The organism is Pseudooceanicola nanhaiensis (assembly GCF_020171315.1).
Taxonomy (GTDB): Bacteria; Pseudomonadota; Alphaproteobacteria; order Rhodobacterales; family Rhodobacteraceae; genus Pseudooceanicola; species Pseudooceanicola nanhaiensis_A.
This window is the reverse complement of the sequence record NZ_JAIUZP010000004.1, coordinates 410,200-434,199: the sequence shown is the minus strand read 5'-3', so window position 1 is coordinate 434,199 and position 24,000 is coordinate 410,200. Positions and strand designations below refer to the sequence as shown.

Here is a 24,000-nt window from a genome sequence, read left to right as displayed (position 1 = left end):
CCGCGCGGACACGAAAAAGGCGCCGCTCGTCCGAGGGCGCCCTTTGGTGTCCGTTGTCCGCAGGATCAGCGCAGGCGCGCGACCACGTAGGCGGCAAGGTCAGACAGGATGTCGCGCATCTCGCTCTGGGGCAGGGCGTCGAGCGCGGAGCGGGCCCGGTCCGACCAGTCGAGCGCGGTCTGGCGCGTGGTGCCGAGTGCATCATACTTGGCCATGATCCGCAGCGCCTCGTCGAGGTCGCCGTCCTGCTGGTTGCCCTTCGCGATGGTGCGGGTCCAGAAGGCGCGCTCCTCCGCGTCCGAGGCCGCATAGGCCCGGATCACCGGCAGGGTCACCTTGCGTTCGCGGAAGTCGTCGCCCACGTTCTTGCCGGTGGCGGCACTGTCCCCGCCGTAATCCAGCAGGTCATCCGCGATCTGGAACGCGATGCCGAGCGCATCGCCGTAGTCGCGCAGGGCGGTCACATGTTCGGCGGGCGCCTCGGCCAGCACGGCACCGGATTCGGTGGCGGCCGAGAAGAGCGCCGCGGTCTTGCCGCGCACGATCTGGGTATAGATGTCCTCGGTGGTCGAGAGATCCTGCGCCGCGGTCAGCTGCAGCACCTCGCCCTCGGCGATCGTGGCCGCCGCGTTGGAGAGGATCTCCAGCACCCGCAGGTTGCCGGGTTCGACCATCAGCTGGAAGGCGCGGGCAAAGAGGTAGTCGCCCACGAGGACGGACGACTGGTTGTCCCAGAGCAGGTTCGCCGTGGGACGGCCCCGGCGCTGCTGGCTCTCGTCCACCACGTCGTCATGCAGCAGGGTGGCGGTGTGGATGAACTCCACCGTGGCCGCCAGCCAGACATGATAGCCGCCAGCATAGCCGCAGAGGTTGGCCGCGGCGAGCGTCAGCATGGGCCGCAGCCGCTTGCCACCGGCATCCACCAGATGCGCGGTAACCTCGGGAATGCGCGGAGCATGGCGCGAGGCCATGCGCTCCCGGATCAGCGTGTTGACGGCGTCCATGTCGCTGGCCAGAATGGCGGCAAGCGCATCATGCGGTTTGGTGGCGGCGTGATCCAAGCCCATCACTCTCTACGTCACAGGTCTCGACAACGGGTCGATCCTGCCCTTAAGTCCCCGGTATGAAACAGCTGCTGCGCACGACCGACCCAACGGTGATCGCCTTCGCCAAGGCCCTGCTTCAGGGCGAGGGTATAGACTGCTTCGAGTTGGACGTAAATATGAGCGTGCTAGATGGATCTATCGGGGTTCTCCCGCGCCGCCTGATGGTGCCGGAAGCGGATCACGATGAGGCCAGCAAGGTTCTGACGGACAACGGCATTTCCCTCGATGGATGACGGCGCGGAGCTGACCCGCGACCGGTTCCTGCGCGGATCTGACCGCGGGGCGCTCTGGATCAGCCAGCCGCGCCGGGGCTACCGCGCGGGCGTCGATCCGGTGCTGCTGGCGGCCTCCGTGCCCGCGAAGCCGGGGCAGAGCCTGCTCGACCTTGGCTGCGGCGTCGGCACGGCTGCGCTCTGTGCCGGATGGCGGGTGCCGGGGCTGCGCCTTGCGGGGCTGGAGCGGCAGGCGGACCACGCCGCGCTCGCGGCCCGCAACGCGGCGGAGAACGGGCTGGAGATGGAGGTGGTCACCGGCGACCTGACCCGGATGCCCGACGCCCTGCGACAGCGCCAGTTCGATCACGTCATCGCCAATCCGCCCTACTTCCGCCGCGACGCCTCGACCCGGGCCACCGTGCCCGCGCGGGAAGCCGCCATGGGCGAGGAGACGCCGATGGCGGCCTGGGTCGCCGCCGCTGCCCGGCGCTGCGCCCCGGGCGGCACGGTCACCTTCATCCAGCGGGTCGAGCGCCTGCCCGAGATCCTCGCGGGCTTCACCGCCCACCTCGGCTCGATCGAACTCAAGCCGCTGCTGCCCCGCGAGGGCCGCGAGAGCCAGCTTTTCCTGATCCGGGCCCGCAAGAACGGGCGGGCGGCCTTCCGGCTCCATGCCGGGCTGCTGCTGCACAGCGGCGCAGAGCATGGGCAGGACCGCCCGGACTATTCTGACCTCGCTGAAGCGATCCTCAAGACAGGCGCGATTCTGCCGTTCGACGGCGGCCCCAAGAAAGACCCTGTCGGCTAAACCTCTGGTTAAGAAACGATACGCAAAGTTTCGCGTGTGCAGCGTGACAGAATTGTAAAACTGTGCTGCAATGAACACCTGTCCAATGTGACTGACAAACTGAGAGGAGTAAGTCCATGAACTTGAGTTCCCACGTGGAAGAACTGAAGAAAAAACACGCATCCCTCTCGGCCGCGGTGGAAACGGCACAGCGGTCTCCGAGCGTCTCCAGTCTGGAGATTGCTCAGCTCAAGAAGCAGAAACTCCGCCTGAAGGAAGAGATTAGCCGGCTCGACAGCGTGCAGTAACGCCGCCATCCAGCCGAAGCGCGCCAGGTATCGGTGACAGCCGCCAAGCGGGGCGGCAGGGTCAGTTTGACGCGCGCCGGGGTCACCGCCTGCAGGATGCGGGCGGGGCCGGACCAGAATGATTTTGGACCCTGCCAGGGCCGATCCCTCTCGGCCCTGGCACCCGACAGCATGAGGGGCGGCCCCGGGGCCGCAGGACAGCGCCACAGGGCCTATCGCCGGGCGCCATGAAGAAGACGCAGACAAAGCGGTCGGAGACCGGAACAGGGCCACCCATCGGGGGTGGCCCGTTGCGTTTCTGGGGGGCGCGCAGGGCAGGGGCGCCGACTGTGGCTGAGACGGGCGGGGATTTGGATCGGGGCCCGCACAGACGGCAACACCGGGGCAGGGCCGCAGAGGCCGGAACGCGAAAGGGCCGGTCCTTGGACCGGCCCCTGCAAGACTGCGTCGTCCCGGCGGGATCAGACGAAGAACTGGCCACCGTTGGCAGAGATGGTCGAGCCGGTGATGAAGCCTGCCTCGTCGTCGGCCAGGAAGGCCACGCAGCGCGCGATCTCTTCCGGTTCGCCCAGACGGCCCACGGGGATCTGGCCGATGATCGCCTCGCGCACCTTCTCGGGCACGGCCATGACCATGTCGGTGCCGATGTAGCCCGGGCAGATCGCGTTGGCGGTGATGTTGAACCGCGCGCCTTCCTGCGCCAGCGACTTCACGATGCCGAGGTCGCCCGCCTTGGTGGCGGCATAGTTCACCTGGCCGAACTGGCCCTTCTGACCGTTGATCGAGGAGATCACGATGATGCGGCCGAACTTGCGCTCGCGCATGCCGGGCCAGGCCGGGTGCACGGTGTTGAAGACGCCGGTCAGGTTGGTGTCGATGACCTCCTGCCACTGCTGCGGGGTCATCTTGTGGAACGGTGCGTCGCGGGTGATGCCCGCGTTGGCGACGATCACGTCGAGCGGCCCCAACTCTGCCTCGACCTTCTCGATTCCGGCCTTCGAGGCCTCGTAGTCCGCGGCGTTCCACTTGTAGGTCTGGATGCCGGTTTCCTCGGTGAACTTGGCTGCGGCCTCGTCGTTGCCTGCGTAGGTTGCGGCGACGTTATAGCCTTTGGCCTTCAGCGCCTTCGAAATAGCTGCGCCAATCCCGCGCGATCCGCCGGTGACCAATGCTGTGCGAGCCATGATTCTCTCCTCCGTTGGGAATTGTTCTTGTAACTCTGTTACTCATTAACTTCTTCGTGCGCAATATTATTGCGCTGTGGCTTTTGTCGCAGGGCGGCGGTCTGCCGCCCGGCGAAGGCCAAGCCCCGTCATCCTTGCCCTAGAGCGTTGAGATGACAGGGGAATGACGAGGGGCAGGGCCCCCCGTCGTGCACTTGGGTCAGGGACGTTCGAGGCACATGGCAACACCCATGCCGCCGCCGATGCAGAGCGTGGCGAGGCCTTTCTTGGCGTCGCGGCGCTGCATCTCGAAGAGCAGGGTGTTCAGGACGCGGCAGCCCGAGGCACCGATCGGGTGACCGATGGCGATGGCGCCGCCGTTCACGTTCACGATGGCCGGATCCCAGCCCATGTCCTTGTTCACGGCGCAGGCCTGCGCGGCGAAGGCCTCGTTGGCTTCCACGAGGTCGAGATCCTCGGGCTTCCAGCCGGCTTTTTCCAGCGCCTTGCGCGATGCGTAGATCGGCCCAACGCCCATGATCGACGGGTCGAGCCCGGCGGTGGCATAGGAGACGATCCGCGCCAGCGGGGTGATGCCGCGCTTCTCGGCGTTCTCGGCGCTCATCAGCAGCACGCCGGCAGCGCCGTCGTTGATGCCCGAGGCGTTTGCCGCGGTGACCGAGCCATCCTTGGTGAAGGCGGGGCGCAGTTTCTGCATCGCCTCGATGGTGGCACCGTGACGGATGTATTCGTCGGCATCGACCACCGTGTCGCCCTTGCGGCCCTTCACGGTGAAGGGGATGATCTCATCCACGAACCGGCCGGCCTTCTGGGCGGCTTCGGCCTTGTTCTGCGAGGCGACGGCGAATTCATCCTGCTGCTCGCGGGAAATCTGCCACTTCTCGGCGACGTTCTCGGCGGTCTGGCCCATGTGGTAGCCGTTGAAGGCATCCCAGAGACCGTCCTTGATCATCGAATCGATGTACTTGACGTCGCCCATCTTGTGACCGGCGCGCAGGTGGCTGACATGGGGCGAAAGCGACATGTTTTCCTGACCGCCCGCGGCCACGATATCCGCATCGCCCAGCATGACGTGCTGGGCGCCGAGCGCCACAGCCCGCAGGCCCGAACCGCAGACCTGGTTGATGCTCCAGGCGGCGCTTTCGATCGGCAGGCCGGCGTTGATATGGGCCTGACGGGCCGGGTTCTGGCCCTGACCGGCGGTCAGCACCTGGCCGAGGATCGTCTCGGAGACTTCGCCCGGTTCGATCCCGGCGCGTTCCACGATGCCTTTGAGCACGGCCGAGCCAAGGTCATGGGCCGGCGTATTGGCAAAGGAGCCGAGGAAGGAACCGACGGGGGTACGGCCCGCCGAGGCGATAACGACATTGGTCATGATGTGGTCCTCCACTTTTGGGTGCGGAAGGCCCGGTCCGGCCAACGCCGGGTCGGACCACCCCGCGGCTGTCCCAAGGAGTAGTGCATCTGCCGCAAGGTCACAATGGCCGCGTCGCAGCAGAGCGTTTTGCCGCAGTGCAGAGCTTTCGGCGGCGCGGGAGCGGGTTTTGGGAGCGCAAGCCATTGAAATAAGGGGATTTGGTGCGGTTTTCCGAAGGTGGGCGCGGTGAGGGGGCAAGCCGGTCGCTACGGAAGGGTATGGATTGTGCCCTGTGCATGGCTCCCGCCATGCGCGAACTTGTGCCGGTTCTGGCGGTTTCGGCGGGGCGGCCGATCCCATGCGGGTCTACCGCGACCAACGGGCGGTGACGGGGGCGGGATGGCCGGTCTAGGTTGGCGACCCTGCCAGGTGGTCCTGCTGTGCGGTCCTGCCATGCGGCACGGGTGGGGGGATTTCGGTGCAGGAAGTGCCGCCGAGGTCGCCGTGTCATCCGGAGAGCCGGATGGACGCCGGGCCTTGCGCAACTGGCCGCTATGTCCCCGTGCGCGCGGCGGGGGCGTGCCAGGGCGGATGCACCGTGGGCGCGCCGAAGTAATATCCCTGCAGGCAATCGACCCCGGCCTGCGTCAGCCAGGCCGCATCGGCGGCGCGCTCCACCGCCTCGGCGACCGTGAACATGTCGAACTGCCGCGCCACGTCGATCAGCGCGCCCACGAGCGCCTGATTGTCGGGGTTCCGGGACACGCCGCGCACGAAGGCGCCGTCGATCTTGGCGATGTCGAAGAGGAAATCGCGGAAGTAGCGCAGCACGGTCACCCCGGTGCCGAAATCATCCAGCGCAAAACTGATCCCCTGCCGCTGGAGATCGGCCATGAAGGCGGTCACCAGTTCCGGGACCTGCATCGCCGAGGGTTCGCTTATTTCGAGGATCAGGCGCGGGCCCACGGTTTCGTCCCGCATCAGTCCGGCGCGCAGCACCCGCAGCCAGCGGCGGTAACCGATGGAGCGGGCGGACATGTTGATGGAGAGCCGGATATCGGGCTGACGCGCCAGCACCTCCAGCCCCATCTCGAGGGCGAGGCAGTCGATCTCCCGCCCCGTCGGCGTCGCCTCCACCGCGGGGAGGAAATCGCCCGCGGGCACCGGCCGCCCCTCGGGGTCGAGAATGCGGATCAGCCCCTCGTAGAAGGCCACTCGGCGCGGATCGCGGGCATCCACCACGGGCTGGAAGGCCAGCAGCACATCCCGGGCGGCCACGGCGCGGCGGACAAGTTCCAGCGTTTCGGCGTCGCGCCCGCCGATTGCGGCGGACAGCGGATCGCGCGCTGCTGCTGGAATATCCCTCAGGTCCCGTCCGCCTGCCTGCATGATCTGGCCCCGCCCGCGTTTTTCCGGCACATCTGTAACGGGCGCATCCTGCGGCCGATTGCTTAATTTTCCCTGACGGAGGGCCCCACATGTCCCAGATCCCCGATTTGCCGCGCTGTGCCTGGGTGGGGCAGGATCCGATCTATCAGGCCTACCACGACGAGGAATGGGGCGTGCCGGAATGGGACGCCCGGGCGCTCTGGGAGAAGCTGATCCTCGACGGGTTCCAGGCGGGCCTGAGCTGGATCACCATCCTGCGCAAGCGCGACGCCTTCCGCGAGGCCTTCGCCGGCTTCGCCCCCGAGGTGATCGCGGGCTGGGGCGAGGAGGATGTGGTCCGCCTGCTGGGCAATCCGGGCATCATCCGCCACCGCGGCAAGATCGAGGCCACCATCGGCAATGCGCAGGCCTATTGCGAGATCGCGGGCCGCGAGGGCTTCGATCAGTTCCTGTGGCGCTACGTGGAGGGTGCGCCGCTTCAGCCGGGCTATGCCACCCATGCAGAGGTGCCGACCCAGACGCCGCTGTCGGTGCAGATTTCCAAGGACCTGCGCAAGGCGGGCTTCCGCTTTGTCGGGCCGACGATCGTCTATGCCTTCATGGAGGCGGTGGGGATGGTGAACGATCACCTCACCACCTGCCATTGCCACGAGCGGGTCAGGGCGATGGCGACCCGCTAGGCGAGGAAGGCAGGCGCGGCCCCGGCGAGGTAGGTGATCCGCCCCGCCGCGAGGGTCGCGCCGACGCGGCCTGTCTCGCGGTCGATCACGGTGAGGTCGGCGCGCAGGCCGGGGGCCAGCGTGCCGCGATCCGTGAGGCCCAGCATCTGCGCGGGCTCCGAGGAGACGAGCGCCCATGCCGCCGCCAGCCCCATCCGGGGCGCGAGGGCGAGGGCGGCCTGTCGTGGGGCGGGGTAGTGGTAGTCGGAGGCAAGCGCGCTCACCAGCCCTTCGGCCACGAGGTCGGCGGCGCTGATCTTGCCGGCATGGCTGCCGCCGCGCACCACGTTGGGCGCGCCCATGACGACGGGGCCCTGCGCGGCAAGCGCGGCCTCGCGGGTTTCGGGGAACTCCGAGATGGCCACGCCGCGCGCGGCCCAGACGTCGCGGTCCGCGGTGGTGGCATCGTCGTGGCTGCCAAGCGCCACGCCCTCGTCGGTCAGCGCGTCGATCAGGGGGGCAAGGGCGGCGGGCCACTGGGCGCGGCCCTCGTGCAGCCTTTGCATCAGCGCAAGGTGTGCCTCGGGCGAGCGGCCGCTTTTCAGGGCCTGCCCGGTCAGGCGGGGCGGGCGCTTGCCCTTCTCCAGTGCCGCGTGGGGCAGGTGGTCGTTGAAGACGAGGTAGCGCACCCCGTGTTGCCGGACGATTTCGAGCACACGCGGGTAATCCTCCACCAGCCCGACCTCCAGCCGCAGCTGCGCGCGCAGGTCGGTGGCCACCTGCGGGCGGACGCGTTCCAGCGCCTCCAGCATGGCGCAGGCGAACTCGGGGCTGCGCATGCCGCCTTCCCAGCTCCAGAACTGCGCCAGCGTGGCCGTGGTGATCCCGTTCGCGGCCAGCTCCGCCTCTGCGGCATAGAGGCCCGAGTCCACGTCTCGCAGAGCGCCGCGCCGCGGGGCGAGGTGCCGTTCGAAGCCGTCGCCATGGGGATCGACGATCCCCGGCAGCACGCACCAGCCCGCAAGGTTGACCGCCCGGCCCGGGGTGCCCGCGACGAGACACTCGCCGCTGATCCCCAGCGGGGCGGTGCCTGCACCGGCGGGATGCAGGATCTCGGCCCCCGTGATGTGGAAGGGCGCAAGCGGGGGAAGGGCAGGGGCAGCAGACATATCCGCCTCATAGGCGCAGACGGCGCCGGGCGGAAGCCTCAGAAGCGGGTGAAGGCGTCGGCGTAGATCAGCTCTGCCTTCAGGCCCGCGGTGCCGGGGGCGATCGGGTAGAGGCCGGTGTGCTCCGGCGGGAAGGGGGTCGAGAGGTTCTCTGCCGCCTTGTTGGTGAAGCCGAAGCGCCGGTAGTAGGCCAGATCCCCCAGCACAGTCACGGCGGGCGTGCGCGCCTGCCGGGCATAGTCGAGCCCGTAGCGGATCAGCTCGGCCCCGATGCCGCGCCGCTGGTAGCGGGGGCGGACGGCCACGGGCGAGAGCGAGTACCAGCCGCGCGGCTGGTAATGCCGGGCAAAGCCCACGTAGCCGACGATCTTGTGATCCACCACGGCCACCAGTTCCAGCGCCATATCCCCGCTGTTGCGCAGGGTGGTGACAAGCTGTGCCTCGGTGTCGCGCTTGAAGGCTTCGCTCAGCACCTCGCTGATCGCGTCACGGTCTTCGGGAAGGACAAATCTGAGAAGCATGGACAGGTCGGGTACGCCGGAAATGGGGATGTGACGATGTCGTGACAGTGTCGCCGCATCGCGGCGCGATGCAAGCAAATTGTTGGTAGGACGACACTTTCCGGTCGGATGGGGCTGCGCGGCCCGGGTGGGGGGAGGCGCGGGCGGACGGGCGTCATCGCCTGCGCAGCAACACTTGGCAGGGCGCCGGACGGGGCCGTGGGCGCGGAGACGCGGAGGGGGGGGGTGACGTGGCGACAGTCCTCAGTGGCGAAGGGCGCGCGCCACGACGGTGCATCGCGGCGTGCCCCGGATCAGGCCCCGGATCAGGCCCCGGAGTTGGCCCCGGGCCGGAAGCGCGACCGGCCGGTATGCAGGGAGGTATCGAAGCCGCGCCCGGGAGGCGGCGTCCCCGTCAGATTAGGGGCGGGCAAAAAGAAAGGGGCCCCGAAGGACCCCTTTCCCAATCCGGTAGGATCGGCAGATTACATCATGCCGCCCATGCCGCCCATGCCGCCCATGTCGGGCATGCCGCCGCCTGCGCCTTTCGGCTCGGGCTTGTCGGCAACCATGGCTTCGGTGGTGATCAGCAGACCGGCAACCGAGGCTGCGTCTTCCAGAGCGGTACGGACCACTTTGGCGGGGTCGATCACGCCGAACTTGAACATGTCGCCATATTCGTCGGTCTGAGCGTTGTAGCCGAACTTCAGGTCGTCGGATTCACGGACCTTGCCAGCCACGACGGAACCGTCGACACCGGCGTTCTGTGCGATCTGACGCAGCGGAGCTTCGAGCGCCTTGCGCACGATGGCCACACCGGCGTTCTGATCAGCGTTCGCGCCTTCGACGCCTTCCAGCGACTTGGCACCCTGAACCAGGGCAACGCCACCGCCGACCACGATGCCTTCCTGAACGGCAGCGCGGGTTGCGTTCAGAGCGTCATCGACGCGGTCCTTGCGCTCTTTCACTTCGACTTCGGTCAGGCCGCCGACGCGGATGACAGCAACACCGCCGGCCAGTTTGGCAACGCGCTCTTGCAGCTTTTCACGGTCGTAGTCCGAGGTGGTCTCTTCGATCTGCGTACGGATCTGCGAAACGCGTGCCTCGATCTCGGCTTTCTCGCCATGGCCGTCCACGATGGTGGTTTCGTCCTTGGTGATGGTGATCGTCTTGGCAGTGCCGAGCATGTCCATGGTGACGGACTCGAGCTTCATGCCGAGGTCTTCCGAGATCACCTGGCCGCCGGTCAGGATCGCGATGTCCTGCAGCATGGCCTTGCGGCGATCGCCGAAGCCCGGTGCTTTCACGGCTGCGATCTTCAGGCCGCCGCGCAGCTTGTTGACCACGAGGGTCGCGAGCGCTTCGCCTTCGACGTCTTCCGCGATGATCAGCAGCGGCTTCTGCGATTGGATCACTTGCTCCAGCAGGGGAACCAGCGGCTGCAGCGACGAGAGTTTCTTCTCGTGCAGCAGGATCATGCAGTCATCCAGCTCCGCGACCATCTTGTCGGGGTTGGTGACGAAGTAGGGCGACAGGTAGCCGCGGTCGAACTGCATACCTTCGACGACGTCGGTCTCGGTCTCGAGGCCTTTGTTCTCTTCGACGGTGATGACGCCTTCGTTGCCGACTTTCTGCATCGCATCAGCGATCTGACGGCCGATTTCGGCTTCGCCGTTCGCGGAGATGGTGCCGACCTGAGCGACTTCCGAGGAGTCGTTCACGGGACGTGCAGCGGCCTTGATGGCTTCAACGACCTTGGCGGTTGCCATGTCGATGCCGCGCTTCAGGTCCATCGGGTTCATGCCAGCTGCGACAGCTTTCATGCCCTCTTTGACGATGGCTTGCGCCAGCACGGTTGCGGTGGTGGTGCCGTCGCCGGCTTCGTCGTTGGTGCGGGAAGCAACTTCCTTCACCATCTGGGCGCCCATGTTCTCGAACTTGTCTTCCAGTTCGATTTCCTTGGCGACCGAGACACCGTCCTTGGTGATGCGCGGGGCGCCGAAGGACTTGTCCAGAACAACGTTACGGCCTTTGGGGCCGAGGGTCACTTTCACGGCGTCTGCCAGGATGTTGACGCCCTTGAGCATCTTGTTCCGGGCGTCCGTGTCGAATTTCACTTCCTTAGCCATATGGCTCACTCCTCAAAATGGGGTGGATGGGGAAAAGGCGATATCAGGCGATGATGCCCAGGATGTCGCTTTCCTTCATGATCAGCAGTTCCTGACCGTCCAGCGTGATCTCGGTGCCCGACCATTTGCCGAACAGGACCTTGTCGCCTTCCTTCACGGACATTGCGATTAGTTCGCCGCTGTCCTTGCGCGCGCCTTCACCCACGGCGATGATTTCGCCTTCTGCGGGTTTCTCTTTCGCGCTGTCGGGGATGATCAGGCCGCCGGCGGTTTTAGCTTCGCTTTCGACGCGCTTGACCACCACACGGTCATGAAGCGGTTTGAATGCCATCTCTGAGGCTCCTTGGCTCACAGGTTACTCCCTTGACCGGCCAGGGCAGGGCCCCTTCGGTCGTTATCACTCACCGGTGGCGAGTGCTAATGGCGGAGAGTTAGGCAGCGTGGACTTCTGTGTCAAGCACCCCGTTCCCTGAAAAATGCGCCTATTTTCGCTCTCGGCGGGGGAGGGCTCATGCGCTGCAGGCAGGGTCCTTCCGGGGGTGGTGGGGACATAGGGACTTGGCAGACGGGGTGCAATGGGCTAAGCCCCGGAACCATGAACGACGCCCGCATCATCATCTGCTGCATTATTACCTGCTGACATCGTCACGCGGGCCAACGCATCGTTCCCCTTCCCAACGATCCTGACGAGCCCGCGGCGCGAGTGGCGCTGAGGAGTGAGATCCTATGTCCGAGACCCAGATCCGGCTGCACAATTCCAAGTCGCGGGCGAAGGAGGACTTCGTCCCGATCGACCCGGAGAATGTCCGCATGTATGTCTGCGGGCCGACGGTCTATGACCGGGCGCACCTCGGCAATGCGCGGCCCGTGGTGGTCTTCGACACGCTGTTCCGGCTGCTGCGCCATGTCTACGGCGAAGACCACGTCACCTACGTGCGCAACTTCACCGACGTGGACGACAAGATCAACGCCACCGCCCTTGCGCGCAAGGAAGCGGGCGCGCCCGGCACGCTGGAAGAGCTGATCGCCGAGCGGACCGAGGAGACGATCTCCTGGTATCATCAGGACATGGACGAACTCGGCACCCTGCGGCCCACGCAGGAGCCCCGCGCCACCGCCTTCATCGGCCAGATGATCGCGATGATCGCGGATCTGATCGAGAAGGGCCACGCCTATGCCGCCGAGGGGCATGTGCTCTTCTCGGTGGAGAGCTACACCGCCTATGGCGCGCTCTCGGGCCGGTCGGTGGACGACATGATCGCGGGCGCCCGGGTCGAGGTCGCGCCCTACAAGCGCAACCCGATGGATTTCGTGCTCTGGAAGCCCTCGACCGATGACCTGCCGGGCTGGGACAGCCCCTGGGGCCGCGGCCGTCCGGGCTGGCACATCGAATGCTCGGCCATGAGCTATGAGCTGCTGGGGGCTTCGTTCGACATCCATGGCGGCGGTAACGACCTGCAGTTCCCGCACCACGAGAACGAGATCGCGCAGAGCTGCTGCGCCCACCCGGAGGGGCAGTTCGCGCGCTACTGGCTGCACAACGAGATGCTGCAGGTCGAGGGCAAGAAGATGTCCAAGTCGCTGGGCAACTTCTTTACGGTGCGCGATCTGCTGGAGCAGGGCGTGCCGGGCGAGGTGATCCGGTTTGTGTTCCTGGGGACGCATTACGGCAAGCCGATGGACTGGACCGCGAAGAAGGCGGGCGAGGCCGAGGCGGTGCTGCGCAAGTGGCATGCCATGGTCGACAGCGTCGAGGCGGCGGCGCCGTCCGATGAGGTGATCGCGGCGCTTGCGGATGATCTGAACACGGCGGGCGCCATCGCGGTGCTGCATCGGCTGGCGGGCGCTGGCGAGGCGGCGGTTCTGAAGGGATCGGCGCAATTGATGGGCCTGCTGCTGCCGGAGATCGGCGCGTGGGCCGCGCTGCCGGCGGCGGACCTTTCGGGGCTGGCCGAGAAACTGGCGGGGCTGCGGGCAACCGCGATGGAGACGAAGGACTTCGCCCCTGTCGATGCGCTCAAGGCGGCGCTGATCGCGGCGGGGGTCGAGGTGCGCATGTCCAAGGCGGGTGTCGAGCTGGTGCCCGGGGCGGGCTTCGATCCGGCCAAGCTGGACGGCCTTTGATCATGGCCGGGGGGATGCGCCTGCGGCGGGCGGGGCGGGGGGCTGTCTGCCCCCCTTGGACCGCGCTGCGGTCCAATTCCCCCCGAGGATATTTTGAAACAGTGGATGGGAGGGGCGCGTGATGCGGGAGAGGCTCTGGCTTTACGATACGACGCTGCGGGATGGACAGCAGACGCAGGGGGTGCAGTTCTCGACGGCGGAGAAGATCCGCATCGCCGAGGCGCTGGACCGGCTGGGGGTGGATTACATCGAGGGCGGCTGGCCCGGGGCGAACCCGACCGACAGCGCGTTTTTCGACGTGGCGCCCCAGACCCGGGCGCGGATGACCGCCTTCGGCATGACCAAGCGGGCCGGGCGCTCCGCCGCCAATGACGAGGTGCTGGCGGCGGTGATGAACGCGGGCACGGGTTCGGTCTGTCTCGTGGGCAAGACCCATGATTTCCACGTCACCGCGGCGCTGGGGATCGCGCTGGAGGAGAACGTCGAGAACATCCGCGCCTCGATCGCGCATATCGTGGCGCAGGGGCGCGAGGCGCTGTTCGACGCGGAGCATTTCTTTGACGGCTGGAAGGCCAACCGGGCCTATGCGCTGACCTGCCTGCAGGCGGCGGAAGCGGCGGGCGCGCGGTGGATCGTGTTGTGCGACACCAATGGCGGCACGCTGCCCGCGGAGATCGGGCAGATCGTGGCGGAGGTGATCGCAGCTGGCATTCCCGGCGATCGGCTGGGCATCCACACCCACAATGACACCGCCAATGCGGTGGCGGGGTCGCTGGCGGCGGTGGATGCGGGCGCGCGCCAGATCCAGGGCACGCTGAACGGCTTGGGCGAGCGCTGTGGCAATGCCAACCTCGTGACGCTGATCGCCACGCTGGCGCTGAAGGAGCCCTATGCCAGCCGCTTCGAGACCGGGGTCAGCCGCGCGGCGCTGCAGGGGCTGACGCTGCTGTCGCGGCAGCTGGATGACATCCTGAACCGCGTGCCGGTGAAACAGGCGCCCTTTGTCGGCTCCTCGGCCTTTGCCCACAAGGCGGGGCTCCATGCGAGCGCGATCATCAAGGACCCCTCGACCTACGAACATATCGACCCGGGGCTGGTGGGCAACGAGCGCATCATCCCGATGTCGAACCAGGCCGGGCAGAGCAACCTGCGCGCCCGGCTGGCCGATGCGGGCATCGTGGTGGAGAAGGGCGACCCGGCGCTCGGGCGGATCCTGACCGAGGTGAAGGCGCGCGAGGACCAGGGCTATACCTACGACAGCGCGCAGGCGAGTTTCGAGCTGCTGGCGCGGGGCGAGCTGGGGCAGGCGCCCGCCTTCTTCGACGTGGAGCGCTACAAGGTGACCGTGGAGCGGCGGCGCGACGCGAAGGGGCGTGTGGTGACGCTCTCCGAGGCGGTCGTGGTGGTCTGGATCGACGGGGAGAAACTGCTCTCGGTCTCCGAGAGCCTCGACGAGATGGGCACCGACCGGGGCCCGGTCAACGCGCTCTCCAAGGCGCTGTCGAAGGACCTGGGCCGCTACCAGGCGGTGATCGACGACATGCGGCTCGTGGACTTCAAGGTGCGCATCACCCAGGGCGGGACCGAGGCCGTGACACGGGTCATCATCGACAGCGAGGATGGCGCGGGGCGGCGGTGGTCGACCGTGGGCGTCTCGGCCAATATCGTCGATGCCTCCTTCGAGGCGCTGCTGGATGCGGTGCGCTGGAAGCTGATGCGCGATTGCGCGGCGGTGCAGGCGGCAGAATAGCCGCCCGTAGAGCGTGGCGCCTGCGGGGGGCTTCTCCTGTGGATCTGCGCGGGGGACTTGTGCGGGGCGGGGGTTTTCCCCGCCCGTCGCAGGGGCTATCTGACCGGTAGGCGCCGGTGCCCTCCGTGCCGGCGCGCGCCATCCGGAGGTCCGCGCGCGTGTCAGAACTCAAGCCCGACCCGGCCCGCGGGTTTTCCGAGGACCTCACCGCCTGTGCCGCCCTGGTGGAGCGGGGCGACGCGGAGCGGTTCCGCGTGGCCATGGCCGCGCCGGTGGCGGCGCGGGCCGTGCTCTTCCCGCTCTATGCGTTCAATATCGAGGTCAGTCGCGCGCCCTGGGTGACCAAGGAGCCGATGATCGCCGAGATGCGTCTGCAATGGTGGCGCGACGCGCTGGAGGAGATCGCCTCGGGCGGGTTCGTGCGGCGTCATGAGGTGGTGACCCCGCTGGCGCTGGTGCTGGATGCAGAGGGCGCGCGGCTGCTCGACGGGCTGGTCGCCGCGCGGCGGTGGGACATCGAAAGCGAGCCTTTCACCGATGGCGCGGCCTTCACCGGCTACCTTGATGCGACCAGCGGGCATCTGACCTATGTCGCCGCCCGGGCGCTTGGCCCGGTGGACGAGGCGGTGGCGCGGGATGCGGGCTTTGCCCTCGGGCTGGCGAACTGGTTCCGGGCGATCCCGGACCTTGAGGCGGCGGGCAAGCGGCCCCTGCCGGACGGGCGGGCCCATGCGGTGCGTGATCTCGCCGACACAGGGCTGAAACGATTGAAGCGGGCGCGGGCCGGGCGGGCGCAGGTCTCGCCCGAGGCGCGCCCCGCGCTTGCGGGCGTCGGCGCGGCGGAGGCGGTCCTGCGGCAGGTGCGCGCGCGGCCCGGGGACGTGGCCGCCGGCGCGATTGCCGAGCGGCCGTTTCGGGAGCGCGCCGGGCTGGCGTGGCGGGTGGCCACCGGGCGCTGGTAGCGCAGGGGGCGGCGATACGCGGGACATATGGGTCTGGATGCGCCGATGGCGGCGCGCGGGCCGGACAGCTGGCTGGCCACAGGCCGGTCGGCAGATCGACATCGAGACGAACAAGGAGCAGGCGAATGCACGGCGAATACAAGGTTCATGGCGGCAAGCTGGTGGTGGCGGATCTGGAGGTCCGCGACGGCAAGCTGGCGGATGTGCAGATCACCGGGGACTTCTTCCTCGAGCCGCCCGAGGCGCTGGAGGATATCCGCGCCGCGCTGAACGGTCTGCCGGTCGAGACCGCGCCCGAGGGGATCGAGGCGGCGGTGACGCGGGGCCTGCGTCCCGGCGCGGCGCTGATGGGCTTCTCGGCCCATGCGATCGCCATCGCTGTCCGCCGGGCGCTTGGCGTCAGCAAGTCGTGGCGCGATTTCGAATGGCAGGTGATCGACAGCGAGGCGGTGAGCCCGGCGATGCATCTGGCACTCGACGACGTGCTGGCCCGCGAGGTCGCCGCCGGGCGGCGGGGTCCGACCCTGCGCTTCTGGGAATGGGAGCGGCCCGCGGTGGTGATCGGCAACTTCCAGTCGGTGAAGAACGAGGTCGACGAAGAGGCGGCCGCGCGGCTTGGCATCGGGATCGTGCGCCGGGTGACCGGCGGCGGGGCCATGCTGGTGGAGCCGGGCTCGACCATCACCTATTCGCTCTATGCGCCGGGGGAGCTGGTCTCGGACATGGATTTCGGGGCCTCCTATGCCTTCCTCGATCAATGGGTGCTGAAGGCGCTGAACGATCTGGGGATCGACGCGGTCTACAAGCCCCTGAACGACATCACCTCCTCCAAGGGCAAGATCGGCGGCGCGGCGCAGAAACGCTATGCCGGGGGCACGGTGCTGCATCACGTGACCATGGCCTATGACATGGATGCCGACGTGATGACGCAGGTCCTGCGGATCGGGCGCGAGAAGATCTCGGACAAGGGGATCACCTCGGCGGCCAAGCGGGTGGACCCGGTGCGCAGTCAGACCGGGCTGGAGCGGCGCGCGGTGATCGAGCGGATGAAGGCGACGTTCCACGACCTCTATGGCGGCGGCACGGGCGCGATCACTCCGGAGGAATACGCGAAGGCCGAGGAGCTGGCCGCGCAGAAGTTCGAGACGCGGGAGTGGCTCTACCACCTGCCGTGAGGCGGGGCGCCCCGACGAGATCAAGCCAGAGAGCCGCCACGGGGAAACCTTTGGCGGCTTTTCCGTCCCTGATGAGAATACCCGCCCGGACGCCTCGCGTCCGGGCCGCGCCTGTCCCGCCCCCTGAGCGGGCGCGCTGTGCGCCCCCGGGGCTGTCGCCCCCTGCGGGCTCAAAGGCTCCCCCGGAGCCTTTGCAAGACGCCCTCCGGCCCCGGGACGGGCGCGGCCCTCTGTCCGGCAGGGGCCTGCGCTATTGCCGGGCATCTTCAACGCCGCAGGCTCTTCGCCACCGTATAGTGCGTGACAACCCCGCGCCGCCGTGCCACCGATAGCCCACCACAGAAGGACGCCGCCCATGACCACGCCCCCCGTCACCTTCCGCGAGGCCACCGCCGCCGATGTGCCCGCCATTGTCGCGCTGCTTGCCGAGGACCTGCTGGGCGCACAGCGCGAGAATGCGGAGCCGGAGGTCTATGCCCGGGCCTTCGAGGCGATCCTCGCGCAGCCCGGAAACCGCGTCTACGTGGGCGAGAGCGGGGGAGAGATCGTCGCCTGCTACCAGCTTACCATCATCTCGAACCTCTCGCTCATGGCCTCGGACCGGGCCCAGCTGGAGGCGGTGCGCGTCGCCTCGAAGATGCGCGGGCAGAAGGTGGGGCAGGCGCTGATGGAGGACGTGGACCGGCGCGCCCGGGCGGCGGGCGCGGCGCTGGTGCAGTTCACCTCGAACAACGCCCGCAAGGACGCGCATCGGTTCTACGAGAGGCTGGGCTATGCGCCCAGCCACGTGGGGTTCAAGAAGACCTTCTGAGCAGGGCGGGGGAGACCGCCCCGGCGCGTCCTCAGAGCGACTTGGGCCGGAAGGCCAGCCAGATCAGCGCGCCGCCCGCCAGCATCAGCATCGGCGCCATGGCCATGTTGACCGCGTTCCAGCCGTCCACTGGCGAGCCGCCCGAGCAGTTCATCAGCCCGCCGGAGGAGAAGGACGCCAGCGTCACGCCGCCAAAGACGATGAGGTCGTTGAGGCCCTGCACCCGGCCACGCTCCTCGGGCTTGTAGGCGCCTGCCAGCATGGTCGTCGCGCCGATGAAGCCGAAGTTCCAGCCGATGCCCAGCAGGATCAGCGCGCCGAAGAAGTTCTCCAGCTCGACCCCTTCCAGCGCCACCACGGCGGCCCCGGCGAGGATGACGAGCCCGCTGGCCATGATCTTGCGCACGCCGAACCGGTTGATCAGGTGGCCGGTGAAGAACGACGGGATATACATCGCCAGAACGTGCGAGGAGACCACATTCGCCGCATCGCCCTGCTGGAAGCCGCAGCCCACGACGGCCAGCGGCGTCGAGGTCATGACGAGGTTCATCAGCGCGTAGGAGACCATGGCCACGATGATCGCCACGGCGATCTTTGGCTCGGCCAGAAGCTCGCGCCGGGTCCGGCCCGCGGGGGCGTCAGCGGCGGGCTTGGGCGGCTTGGGAATGTCGAGGAAGGTGAAGAGCAGCGAACCGAAGACGTTGATCGCGATGACGGCGAGGTAGGTGCCGAGGAAGGGGATCACCAGCGCCTCGGAGGTCACCTTGACCAGTTGCGGCCCGATGATCGCGGCCAGCAGCCCGCCCGCCATCACGTAGGAGATCGCCTTGGGGCGGAAGCTCTCGCTGGCGGTATCCGTCGCGGCGAAGCGGTAGAAGCCCTGCGCCGACATGTAGATGCCGGTGAAGAGCGAGCCGAGGATGTAGATGCCGAAGGAGCCGGAGTAGAGCCCGTAGGCCCCGATGACAGAGCCCAGCACCCCGCCGCCCGCGCCAAGGAAGAAGCCCGCCTTGCGCCCGTATTTCTGCATGATCGCGGAGATTGGCGTCGCGGTCAGCATCGAGCCCAGAACGATCATCGTGATCGGCAGGGTCGCGAAACAGGGGTTGGAGGCCAGCGACTGCCCGGCCAGCCCGCCGATGGTGAAGATCATCGGCATCTGCGCGCCCATGATGGCCTGCGCCATGACGAGGATCACGACATTGCGCCGGGCGCGGGAATCGTCGGGGATGTAGGTGGTGCTGCTCATGCCCTCTGCCGTAGTGCCCGCCCTTGGGGCAGGCAAGATGACAAAAGGTTCATTTATGCACGCATGACCCTGTCACTTACGTGACTTCGGCAGGCTTTCCGCGGCCGAGGGGATCGAGGTTCCGGGGCGGCTCGCCCCGCAGCATCCCCTGCCAGTCAAGCACCTGACGCATCAGCACGGATTTGCCGACGCAGAGGATCGCGGGCGGCTCCATCCCGGCGGCCTCGATATCGGCCACCAGCGTGGAGAGCGTGCTTTCCAGTACCCGCTGGTCGGGGGTGGTGGCCTGTGAGACGACGGCCACCGGCTCCTGCGGATCACGGCCCGCGGCAAGCAGCTCGGTGGCGATATGCTGGGCGTGTTTCATGCCCATGTAGATCACAATCACTTGGCTGCCATCCGAGATCGCCTGCCAGTTCAGCGAGCCGGTGGCCGCGCCGGTCTGGTCGTGCCCGGTGACGAAGGTGACGGATTGATTCACGTCGCGGTGGGTGACGGGGATGCCCGCATAGGCCAGCCCGCCGATGCCTGCGCTGATGCCGGGGATGATCCGCACCGGCACGCCGTGCTGGACGAGGGTCTGGGCCTCTTCGCCGCCGCGACCAAAGACGAAGGGATCGCCACCCTTGAGCCGCAGCACCCGCTTGCCCGCCCGCGCCAGATCGACGAGGCGGAGCGAGATGTCCTTCTGCTTGGCCGAGGGTTTGCCGCCGCGCTTGCCGGCATAGATCATCTCGGCCTGCGGGGCCCAGGCGAGGATCTCCTCGTGGACGAGCGCATCGTAGACGACGACTTCCGCCTGGCGCAGGGCGTTGAGGGCATGAAGCGTCAGCAGCCCCGGATCGCCGGGGCCGGCACCGCAGAGCCAGACCCAGCCGGGCGTAAGCTCCGGCCAGCCGTCGGCGAGGGGGGGCAGGGTGGTGGTCATGCCCGATATGTGGCGGGACGAGGCGCATCTGGCAAGGGGGTTGCATGCGACGCGGTATGGTGGAGGGAGGAAAACAATCCGGGCTGGAGGCTGCTCACGGGACAATGTTGCGGGTCGCGGGGCGGTTTGGGCCGGGGTTGCGAATATGGTCCGCGCAGAGCGATGCCGGACCTATTTTCGGGCCTTAGGTTTTCGGGATCGCTGAGAAGTAACGCGCCTGCCTTGACCGCTCTTGTCGCGGCGCACCCCTCGCGCAACAAAAAAGGCCGGGTCTCCCCGGCCTTCCGTATGCGAACTCTGAAGCCTGATCAGGCCTGGCCGCCTGCGGGCTTGGGAGCCGGCGGGGCCAGCGGAGCCTTGCCCTTGGCCGAGAGCGGATCGTCCTGACGCTGGACCGAGCCCTCGAAGTGGGCGCCGCTTTCGATGGCGATGGTCTTGTGGATGATGTCGCCTTCCACCCGGGCGGTGGAGGTCAGGCGCACCTTGATGCCGCGGACGCGACCGATGATGCGGCCGTTGATCACCACGTCGTCGGCGGTCACTTCACCGCGGATCGTGGCGCCTTCGCCGATGGTCAGCAGGTGGGCGCGGATGTCACCGTCGATGGTGCCCTCGACCTGGATGTCGCCGGTGGTCTTCAGGTTACCGGTGATGTTGAGATCCGAGGAGAGCACCGATGCCGGCGGCTTGGCCTTGGGCGCGGTGGGCTTGTAGTCGGACGACGGCGTAGGCTTGGGCGCAGGCGCTTCCGAGGCAGCCGGAGTGGCACCTTCAGTGGCTTTCGGGCCGGGCTCTTGGATTTTGCTCTTAGAAAACATCTCTCGCTGCCTTGATATATGTCATCGGATTGATGGCTTTGCCGCCAATGCGCACCTCATAGTGCAGATGCGGGCCAGTTACACGCCCGGATGCCCCCATATCACCGATACGGTCACCGCGCGAGACCCTTTGTCCCTTCTGCACCCGGATCTTGCTCATGTGGGCATAGCGTGTCTCGATTCCGAACTCATGCTGGATCTTTACCAGACGACCATAGCCCGAAGACCAGCCGGCGTGGATCACGACACCGTCAGCCGTCGCATAAAGCGGCGTGCCCACGGGGCCCGCAAAGTCGACGCCCGCGTGCATCCGGCGGCCGCCGGTCTTGGGGTCGCGGCGGTAGCCGAAGTTCGAGGTGAAGCGGTAGTTGTTATGCACCGGGTTGGCGAAGGGCGCCTTCTCGGCGGCGATCCGGTAGAGGTTCAGCCGGTCGAGCTGGTTCAGGATGCGGTTCGCGCGGCTCGCATCGGGCGAGGGTTCCTCGCCCATGGTGGAGAGCGAGATCGGCGTCAGCGGGCCACCCTGGCCGGAATAGCCGCGGCGGACCTGCTCGATGATGCTGTCTGTGTTCATGCCCGCGTTGCGGAACATCTTGTCGAGCGGCGCGATCGAGACGGTCATCGCCTCTTCCAGCTGGCGGAAGATGGCGTCGTTCTGGTCGCGCATCAGGGCCAGTTCGGTGGCCATCTCGTCGGCGGCCAGCAGGGCGTCCTGTGCATCGCTGGAAATCGTGTCGCGCTCGACCGCGGTGTCGGCGAGTGCGGCGGTCAGGAAGGACATCGTGGCGCTGTCTTGTCCGCCCATGCCACCGGTGCCGGCACCAGCCTCGGCCATGGTCTGCTTCATCTGGCTGGCTTCGGCGCGGGCGGTGTCGCGTTCCTTGACGGTCTTGCGCAGGGTGGTCTGGATCACGCCGATCCCGGTTTCCAATTCGCGCAGGCGGGTCTCGGAGGCCAGCAGCTGCGACTGCATGACGGAAATCTGGTCGAGGGCAGAGGTGAAGCGGTCCTGCGCGGCGAGGGCTTCCTCGGCGCGGGCGTCACGGTCCTCGGCCATGGCGTTCAGGCGGTCCTGATAGATCGTCTGGTCGCGCATCGCCTGATCGCGGTAGTTGCCGGAGCCGATGCTGTCCATCAGCAGGATCGCGGTCGCGATGATCGCCCAGGCGACCACGGCGGCCCCCCCGGCAAAAGCGATAAGCTGCGTGCCCGGCTTCAGACGGATGAAACGCGTGTCCGTATCGGAGCGAAGGAAGAGGCGGCGTTCCGGAAAGTGACGCTCCAGCAGAGCGTGCATGCGAATAGCAAGACGTGTTCTCACGAAGACGTGTCCCTGTTGTCCCATCCCAAGACGCCTCAATTTTCCCCAACGAGACGTTTCCGAAGGGTGTACCGGCCCCCCCGGGACCGGGCAACAATTTTGAGAGGCCGATTCGCAACACTCGACGGAATCTTGCCGATTCGGCGGGAAACTGCCGACGATCCCGTTGGAAACCGGCGGAATTTAGGGCTTGCCGTCGGGTCAGACGGTGTTTTCGGTTAAGGGCCAGTAAAAATCTGGCGGCAAACCGGCCTCGGCCCGCTTCTCTTCGTTGAAGGGCGGACGCAGCGGCCCGTGGAAGTATTTCCGCACCAATTCGTGGAAGAACGGCTGCGGATCGCGGTTGTCGCGGCCGCAGAGGAAGTGGAACCACTTCGACCCATAGGCGACGTGGCCGACCTCCTCGGCATAGATCGTTTCCAGTGCCGCGATGGCGCCGTCGTCGCCTGCCTTGCGGAAGATCTCGATCATCCCCGGCGTCACGTCGAGGCCGCGCGCCTCCAGCACCATGGGCACCACGGCGAGACGGCCATAGAGGTCCTCGGCCGTGCCTTCGGCGGCGCGCCACATGCCCGCGTGGGCGGGCAGGGCCCCGTAGTGGGAGCCGTTCGCCTCGAGGCAGTCGCACATCAGGTTGAAGTGCTTGCTCTCCTCGTCGGCGGCCTTGACCCAGTCGTCGTAGAAGCCGACGGGCATCGGCACATGGCCGAAGCGGGCGATGATGTCCCAGTGCAGGTCGACGGCGTTCAGCTCGATATGCGCCACCGCATGGAGGATCGCCTTTCGGCCCTCGGGCGTGCCCGGGCGGCGCCGCGGCACCTCGCGCGGGTCCAGCAGTTCGGGCTTGGCGGGACGCGACGGGCGCATCGGCGGGTTGGCGGTGCCCACCGGCGGGATGGCCCCGCCTTCGCGGGCGGCACGCCAGAGCGCGGCATATTCATGCGAGAGGGCGGTCTTCTCCCGCCCGTCGGCGGTGGTCAGAACGTCGACGGCCATTTCGGCCAGCGGTTTGGGGAGGTCGGTCACGTGTCTTGCTTGGCCTTGCGTTCGGCGGTCGGCTGTCCGGCGCGCTTCCAGTCGCCGAAGCCTCCGCGCAGGCTGGCGGCGCGCAGCCCCATGTCCTGCGCCAGCTTGGCGGCCAGCAGCGAGCGCCAGCCCGACGCGCAATAGAAGAGGAAGGTGCGGTCCTCGGCGAACCATTCCTTGTGGTACGGACTCTCGGGGTCGATCCAGAATTCCAGCATCCCGCGGGGCGCGTGTTTCGCCCCGGGGATCATGCCCTCGCGCTCCAGCTCGCGCGGATCGCGGATATCGACGAAGACCACGGCCGGGTCTTCCTTCAGCGCAAGTGCATCGATCGGCGAGAAGGAGGTGACGGCAGCGTCGGCCTCCTCCAGCATCTGCTTGTAGCCCAGGGGCATTCCGGTTCTCCTCCAGCGGTCAGCCTGAGGCTAGCACGGGCGTCATGACCCGTGCCAGCACAGACCCGAGTTTGCAGAGGAAACGGGACAAATTTTCGAAGCATTTCTGCCGAAACCGTGTCCTGCCCGGATCAGAGCGCCTTGACGGCCTCCAGAACCTCTTCGGCGTGGCCGGGCACCTTCACCTTGGGCCAGGCCTTGGCGATCTTGCCTTCGCCGTCGATCAGGAAGGTAGCGCGGGTGATGCCCATGAAGGTCTTGCCGTACATCTTCTTCTCGCCCCAGACGCCGTAGTCCTCGCAGACGGTGCCGTTCTCGTCCGACAGCAGCGTGGTGGCCAGCTCATGCTTGGTCACGAACTTCTCGTGGCTGGCGATGCTGTCCTTGCTGACGCCGAGCAGATGGGCACCTGCAGCTTCGAACTCCGCCTTCATGGCGGTGAAATCCTTGTTTTCGGTGGTGCAGCCCGGCGTGTCGTCACGCGGGTAGAAGAAGAGCACCACGGGGGCGGGTTTCAGCGCGGAGAGGCTGACCTCGCCGCCTCCGGCCTGGGGCAGGGTGAAATCCGGAGCGTTTTCGCCGACGTCGGGCATTGCGATTGCCTTTCCTGTATCGTCCATGTGAGGAGGATATTAAGC

The 24,000-nt window shown here is 67.3% G+C and carries 24 protein-coding genes; 9 read left to right on the top strand and 15 right to left on the bottom strand.

The window, feature by feature from the left end; translation table 11 throughout:
• Positions 1-65: 65 nt before the first annotated feature.
• Complete coding sequence (locus tag LCM32_RS06915; protein ID WP_224820318.1) at positions 66-1,067, bottom strand: polyprenyl synthetase family protein; 1,002 nt, start codon at positions 1,065-1,067, stop codon at positions 66-68.
• A 56-nt stretch (positions 1,068-1,123) separates the two neighbouring features.
• On the opposite strand from LCM32_RS06915, the gene LCM32_RS06910 reads away from it, so the two are divergent.
• From LCM32_RS06910 to LCM32_RS06900, 3 genes are all read left to right on the top strand, one after another.
• Positions 1,124-1,339 (top strand): DUF2007 domain-containing protein, encoded by a 216-nt coding sequence (locus LCM32_RS06910; RefSeq protein ID WP_224820317.1) that lies wholly within the window; start codon positions 1,124-1,126, stop codon positions 1,337-1,339.
• Positions 1,332-2,129, top strand: coding sequence for a tRNA1(Val) (adenine(37)-N6)-methyltransferase (locus LCM32_RS06905; protein ID WP_224820316.1), 798 nt, complete (start codon positions 1,332-1,334; stop codon positions 2,127-2,129). Before LCM32_RS06910 ends, LCM32_RS06905 begins: the two co-directional genes overlap by 8 nt.
• A 116-nt stretch (positions 2,130-2,245) precedes the next feature.
• Positions 2,246-2,416 carry a YdcH family protein gene (locus LCM32_RS06900; protein ID WP_222489374.1) on the top strand — a complete coding sequence of 57 codons (171 nt, stop codon included), beginning with the start codon at positions 2,246-2,248 and terminating at the stop codon, positions 2,414-2,416.
• Between the two features lie 461 nt (positions 2,417-2,877).
• Here the strand turns inward: LCM32_RS06900 and phbB are convergent, their stop codons facing one another.
• From phbB to LCM32_RS06885, 3 genes are all read right to left on the bottom strand, one after another.
• Positions 2,878-3,600, bottom strand: a complete 723-nt coding sequence (phbB, locus tag LCM32_RS06895; protein ID WP_224820315.1) for an acetoacetyl-CoA reductase — start codon at positions 3,598-3,600, stop codon at positions 2,878-2,880.
• A gap of 199 nt (positions 3,601-3,799) precedes the next feature.
• Positions 3,800-4,975, bottom strand: a complete 1,176-nt coding sequence (locus LCM32_RS06890; protein ID WP_224820314.1) for an acetyl-CoA C-acetyltransferase — start codon at positions 4,973-4,975, stop codon at positions 3,800-3,802.
• A 534-nt stretch (positions 4,976-5,509) separates the two neighbouring features.
• Positions 5,510-6,346, bottom strand: a complete 837-nt coding sequence (locus LCM32_RS06885) for an EAL domain-containing protein (protein WP_224820313.1) — start codon at positions 6,344-6,346, stop codon at positions 5,510-5,512.
• Positions 6,347-6,435: 89 nt separating this feature from the next.
• Here LCM32_RS06885 and LCM32_RS06880 point away from each other — a divergent pair, with 89 nt between their 5' ends.
• Complete coding sequence (locus tag LCM32_RS06880; protein ID WP_224820312.1) at positions 6,436-7,026, top strand: DNA-3-methyladenine glycosylase I; 591 nt, start codon at positions 6,436-6,438, stop codon at positions 7,024-7,026.
• Here LCM32_RS06880 and LCM32_RS06875 read toward each other — a convergent pair.
• The 4 genes from LCM32_RS06875 to groES all read right to left on the bottom strand — a co-directional run bounded on the left by LCM32_RS06875 (position 7,023) and on the right by groES (position 11,134).
• Entirely contained in the window at positions 7,023-8,174 is a 1,152-nt protein-coding gene (locus tag LCM32_RS06875) for an alpha-D-ribose 1-methylphosphonate 5-triphosphate diphosphatase (RefSeq protein WP_224820311.1), read from the bottom strand. The genes LCM32_RS06880 and LCM32_RS06875 overlap by 4 nt on opposite strands.
• A gap of 38 nt (positions 8,175-8,212) precedes the next feature.
• Complete coding sequence (locus LCM32_RS06870) at positions 8,213-8,695, bottom strand: GNAT family N-acetyltransferase (RefSeq protein ID WP_224820310.1); 483 nt, start codon at positions 8,693-8,695, stop codon at positions 8,213-8,215.
• A gap of 464 nt (positions 8,696-9,159) precedes the next feature.
• Positions 9,160-10,803 (bottom strand): chaperonin GroEL, encoded by a 1,644-nt coding sequence (gene groL, locus LCM32_RS06865; protein ID WP_224820309.1) that lies wholly within the window; start codon positions 10,801-10,803, stop codon positions 9,160-9,162.
• A gap of 43 nt (positions 10,804-10,846) precedes the next feature.
• A complete protein-coding gene (groES, locus tag LCM32_RS06860; protein WP_224820308.1) occupies positions 10,847-11,134 on the bottom strand; it encodes a co-chaperone GroES in 288 nt (95 codons plus the stop codon).
• A 395-nt stretch (positions 11,135-11,529) separates the two neighbouring features.
• Between groES and cysS the strand changes: the two genes are divergently transcribed.
• The 5 genes from cysS to LCM32_RS06835 all read left to right on the top strand — a co-directional run bounded on the left by cysS (position 11,530) and on the right by LCM32_RS06835 (position 17,625).
• The gene (gene cysS, locus LCM32_RS06855) at positions 11,530-12,927 is read left to right on the top strand and encodes a cysteine--tRNA ligase (protein ID WP_224820307.1); all 1,398 of its coding nucleotides are present in this window, start codon (positions 11,530-11,532) and stop codon (positions 12,925-12,927) included.
• Positions 12,928-13,048: 121 nt separating this feature from the next.
• Entirely contained in the window at positions 13,049-14,677 is a 1,629-nt protein-coding gene (cimA, locus tag LCM32_RS06850) for a citramalate synthase (protein ID WP_263618111.1), read from the top strand.
• A gap of 158 nt (positions 14,678-14,835) precedes the next feature.
• Positions 14,836-15,639, top strand: coding sequence for a squalene/phytoene synthase family protein (locus tag LCM32_RS06845; protein WP_224820305.1), 804 nt, complete (start codon positions 14,836-14,838; stop codon positions 15,637-15,639).
• 125 nt (positions 15,640-15,764) lie between these two features.
• On the top strand, positions 15,765-16,814 hold the full coding sequence (locus tag LCM32_RS06840; protein WP_224820304.1) for a lipoyl protein ligase domain-containing protein: 1,050 nt from the start codon (positions 15,765-15,767) through the stop codon (positions 16,812-16,814).
• A gap of 355 nt (positions 16,815-17,169) precedes the next feature.
• Positions 17,170-17,625 (top strand): GNAT family N-acetyltransferase, encoded by a 456-nt coding sequence (locus tag LCM32_RS06835; protein ID WP_224820303.1) that lies wholly within the window; start codon positions 17,170-17,172, stop codon positions 17,623-17,625.
• Positions 17,626-17,656: 31 nt separating this feature from the next.
• Here the strand turns inward: LCM32_RS06835 and LCM32_RS06830 are convergent, their stop codons facing one another.
• The 7 genes from LCM32_RS06830 to bcp form a co-directional block, all read right to left on the bottom strand.
• A complete protein-coding gene (locus LCM32_RS06830; protein WP_222489387.1) occupies positions 17,657-18,874 on the bottom strand; it encodes an MFS transporter in 1,218 nt (405 codons plus the stop codon).
• A gap of 76 nt (positions 18,875-18,950) precedes the next feature.
• Positions 18,951-19,802 carry a uroporphyrinogen-III C-methyltransferase gene (gene cobA / locus LCM32_RS06825; protein WP_224820302.1) on the bottom strand — a complete coding sequence of 284 codons (852 nt, stop codon included), beginning with the start codon at positions 19,800-19,802 and terminating at the stop codon, positions 18,951-18,953.
• A gap of 308 nt (positions 19,803-20,110) precedes the next feature.
• Complete coding sequence (locus LCM32_RS06820) at positions 20,111-20,620, bottom strand: bactofilin family protein (protein WP_224820301.1); 510 nt, start codon at positions 20,618-20,620, stop codon at positions 20,111-20,113.
• Positions 20,610-21,941, bottom strand: a complete 1,332-nt coding sequence (locus LCM32_RS06815; protein WP_224820300.1) for a DUF5930 domain-containing protein — start codon at positions 21,939-21,941, stop codon at positions 20,610-20,612. Before LCM32_RS06815 ends, LCM32_RS06820 begins: the two co-directional genes overlap by 11 nt.
• A 201-nt stretch (positions 21,942-22,142) precedes the next feature.
• On the bottom strand, positions 22,143-22,937 hold the full coding sequence (locus LCM32_RS06810) for a ferritin-like domain-containing protein (protein ID WP_224820475.1): 795 nt from the start codon (positions 22,935-22,937) through the stop codon (positions 22,143-22,145).
• Between the two features lie 26 nt (positions 22,938-22,963).
• Positions 22,964-23,362 carry a rhodanese-like domain-containing protein gene (locus tag LCM32_RS06805; RefSeq protein WP_224820299.1) on the bottom strand — a complete coding sequence of 133 codons (399 nt, stop codon included), beginning with the start codon at positions 23,360-23,362 and terminating at the stop codon, positions 22,964-22,966.
• Between the two features lie 131 nt (positions 23,363-23,493).
• The gene (gene bcp, locus LCM32_RS06800) at positions 23,494-23,955 is read right to left on the bottom strand and encodes a thioredoxin-dependent thiol peroxidase (RefSeq protein ID WP_224820298.1); all 462 of its coding nucleotides are present in this window, start codon (positions 23,953-23,955) and stop codon (positions 23,494-23,496) included.
• Positions 23,956-24,000 lie beyond the last annotated feature (45 nt).

Excerpts from the sequence above, each read along its gene's own strand:
- LCM32_RS06885 (WP_224820313.1), bottom strand. The coding sequence starts at position 6,346 with ATGCAGGCAGGCGGACGGGACCTGAGGGATATTCCAGCAGCAGCGCGC.
- LCM32_RS06805 (WP_224820299.1), bottom strand. The coding sequence starts at position 23,362 with ATGCCCCTGGGCTACAAGCAGATGCTGGAGGAGGCCGACGCTGCCGTC.
- cimA (WP_263618111.1), top strand. The coding sequence starts at position 13,049 with ATGCGGGAGAGGCTCTGGCTTTACGATACGACGCTGCGGGATGGACAG.
- phbB (WP_224820315.1), bottom strand. The coding sequence starts at position 3,600 with ATGGCTCGCACAGCATTGGTCACCGGCGGATCGCGCGGGATTGGCGCA.
- LCM32_RS06840 (WP_224820304.1), top strand. The coding sequence starts at position 15,765 with ATGCACGGCGAATACAAGGTTCATGGCGGCAAGCTGGTGGTGGCGGAT.
- LCM32_RS06910 (WP_224820317.1), top strand. The coding sequence starts at position 1,124 with ATGAAACAGCTGCTGCGCACGACCGACCCAACGGTGATCGCCTTCGCC.
- cysS (WP_224820307.1), top strand. The coding sequence starts at position 11,530 with ATGTCCGAGACCCAGATCCGGCTGCACAATTCCAAGTCGCGGGCGAAG.
- LCM32_RS06810 (WP_224820475.1), bottom strand. The coding sequence starts at position 22,937 with ATGGCCGTCGACGTTCTGACCACCGCCGACGGGCGGGAGAAGACCGCC.
- LCM32_RS06905 (WP_224820316.1), top strand. The coding sequence starts at position 1,332 with ATGGATGACGGCGCGGAGCTGACCCGCGACCGGTTCCTGCGCGGATCT.
- groES (WP_224820308.1), bottom strand. The coding sequence starts at position 11,134 with ATGGCATTCAAACCGCTTCATGACCGTGTGGTGGTCAAGCGCGTCGAA.
- LCM32_RS06900 (WP_222489374.1), top strand. The coding sequence starts at position 2,246 with ATGAACTTGAGTTCCCACGTGGAAGAACTGAAGAAAAAACACGCATCC.
- LCM32_RS06820 (WP_224820301.1), bottom strand. The coding sequence starts at position 20,620 with ATGTTTTCTAAGAGCAAAATCCAAGAGCCCGGCCCGAAAGCCACTGAA.
- LCM32_RS06835 (WP_224820303.1), top strand. The coding sequence starts at position 17,170 with ATGACCACGCCCCCCGTCACCTTCCGCGAGGCCACCGCCGCCGATGTG.
- LCM32_RS06890 (WP_224820314.1), bottom strand. The coding sequence starts at position 4,975 with ATGACCAATGTCGTTATCGCCTCGGCGGGCCGTACCCCCGTCGGTTCC.
- LCM32_RS06915 (WP_224820318.1), bottom strand. The coding sequence starts at position 1,067 with ATGGGCTTGGATCACGCCGCCACCAAACCGCATGATGCGCTTGCCGCC.
- groL (WP_224820309.1), bottom strand. The coding sequence starts at position 10,803 with ATGGCTAAGGAAGTGAAATTCGACACGGACGCCCGGAACAAGATGCTC.
- bcp (WP_224820298.1), bottom strand. The coding sequence starts at position 23,955 with ATGCCCGACGTCGGCGAAAACGCTCCGGATTTCACCCTGCCCCAGGCC.
- LCM32_RS06870 (WP_224820310.1), bottom strand. The coding sequence starts at position 8,695 with ATGCTTCTCAGATTTGTCCTTCCCGAAGACCGTGACGCGATCAGCGAG.
- LCM32_RS06875 (WP_224820311.1), bottom strand. The coding sequence starts at position 8,174 with ATGTCTGCTGCCCCTGCCCTTCCCCCGCTTGCGCCCTTCCACATCACG.
- cobA (WP_224820302.1), bottom strand. The coding sequence starts at position 19,802 with ATGACCACCACCCTGCCCCCCCTCGCCGACGGCTGGCCGGAGCTTACG.
- LCM32_RS06880 (WP_224820312.1), top strand. The coding sequence starts at position 6,436 with ATGTCCCAGATCCCCGATTTGCCGCGCTGTGCCTGGGTGGGGCAGGAT.
- LCM32_RS06830 (WP_222489387.1), bottom strand. The coding sequence starts at position 18,874 with ATGAGCAGCACCACCTACATCCCCGACGATTCCCGCGCCCGGCGCAAT.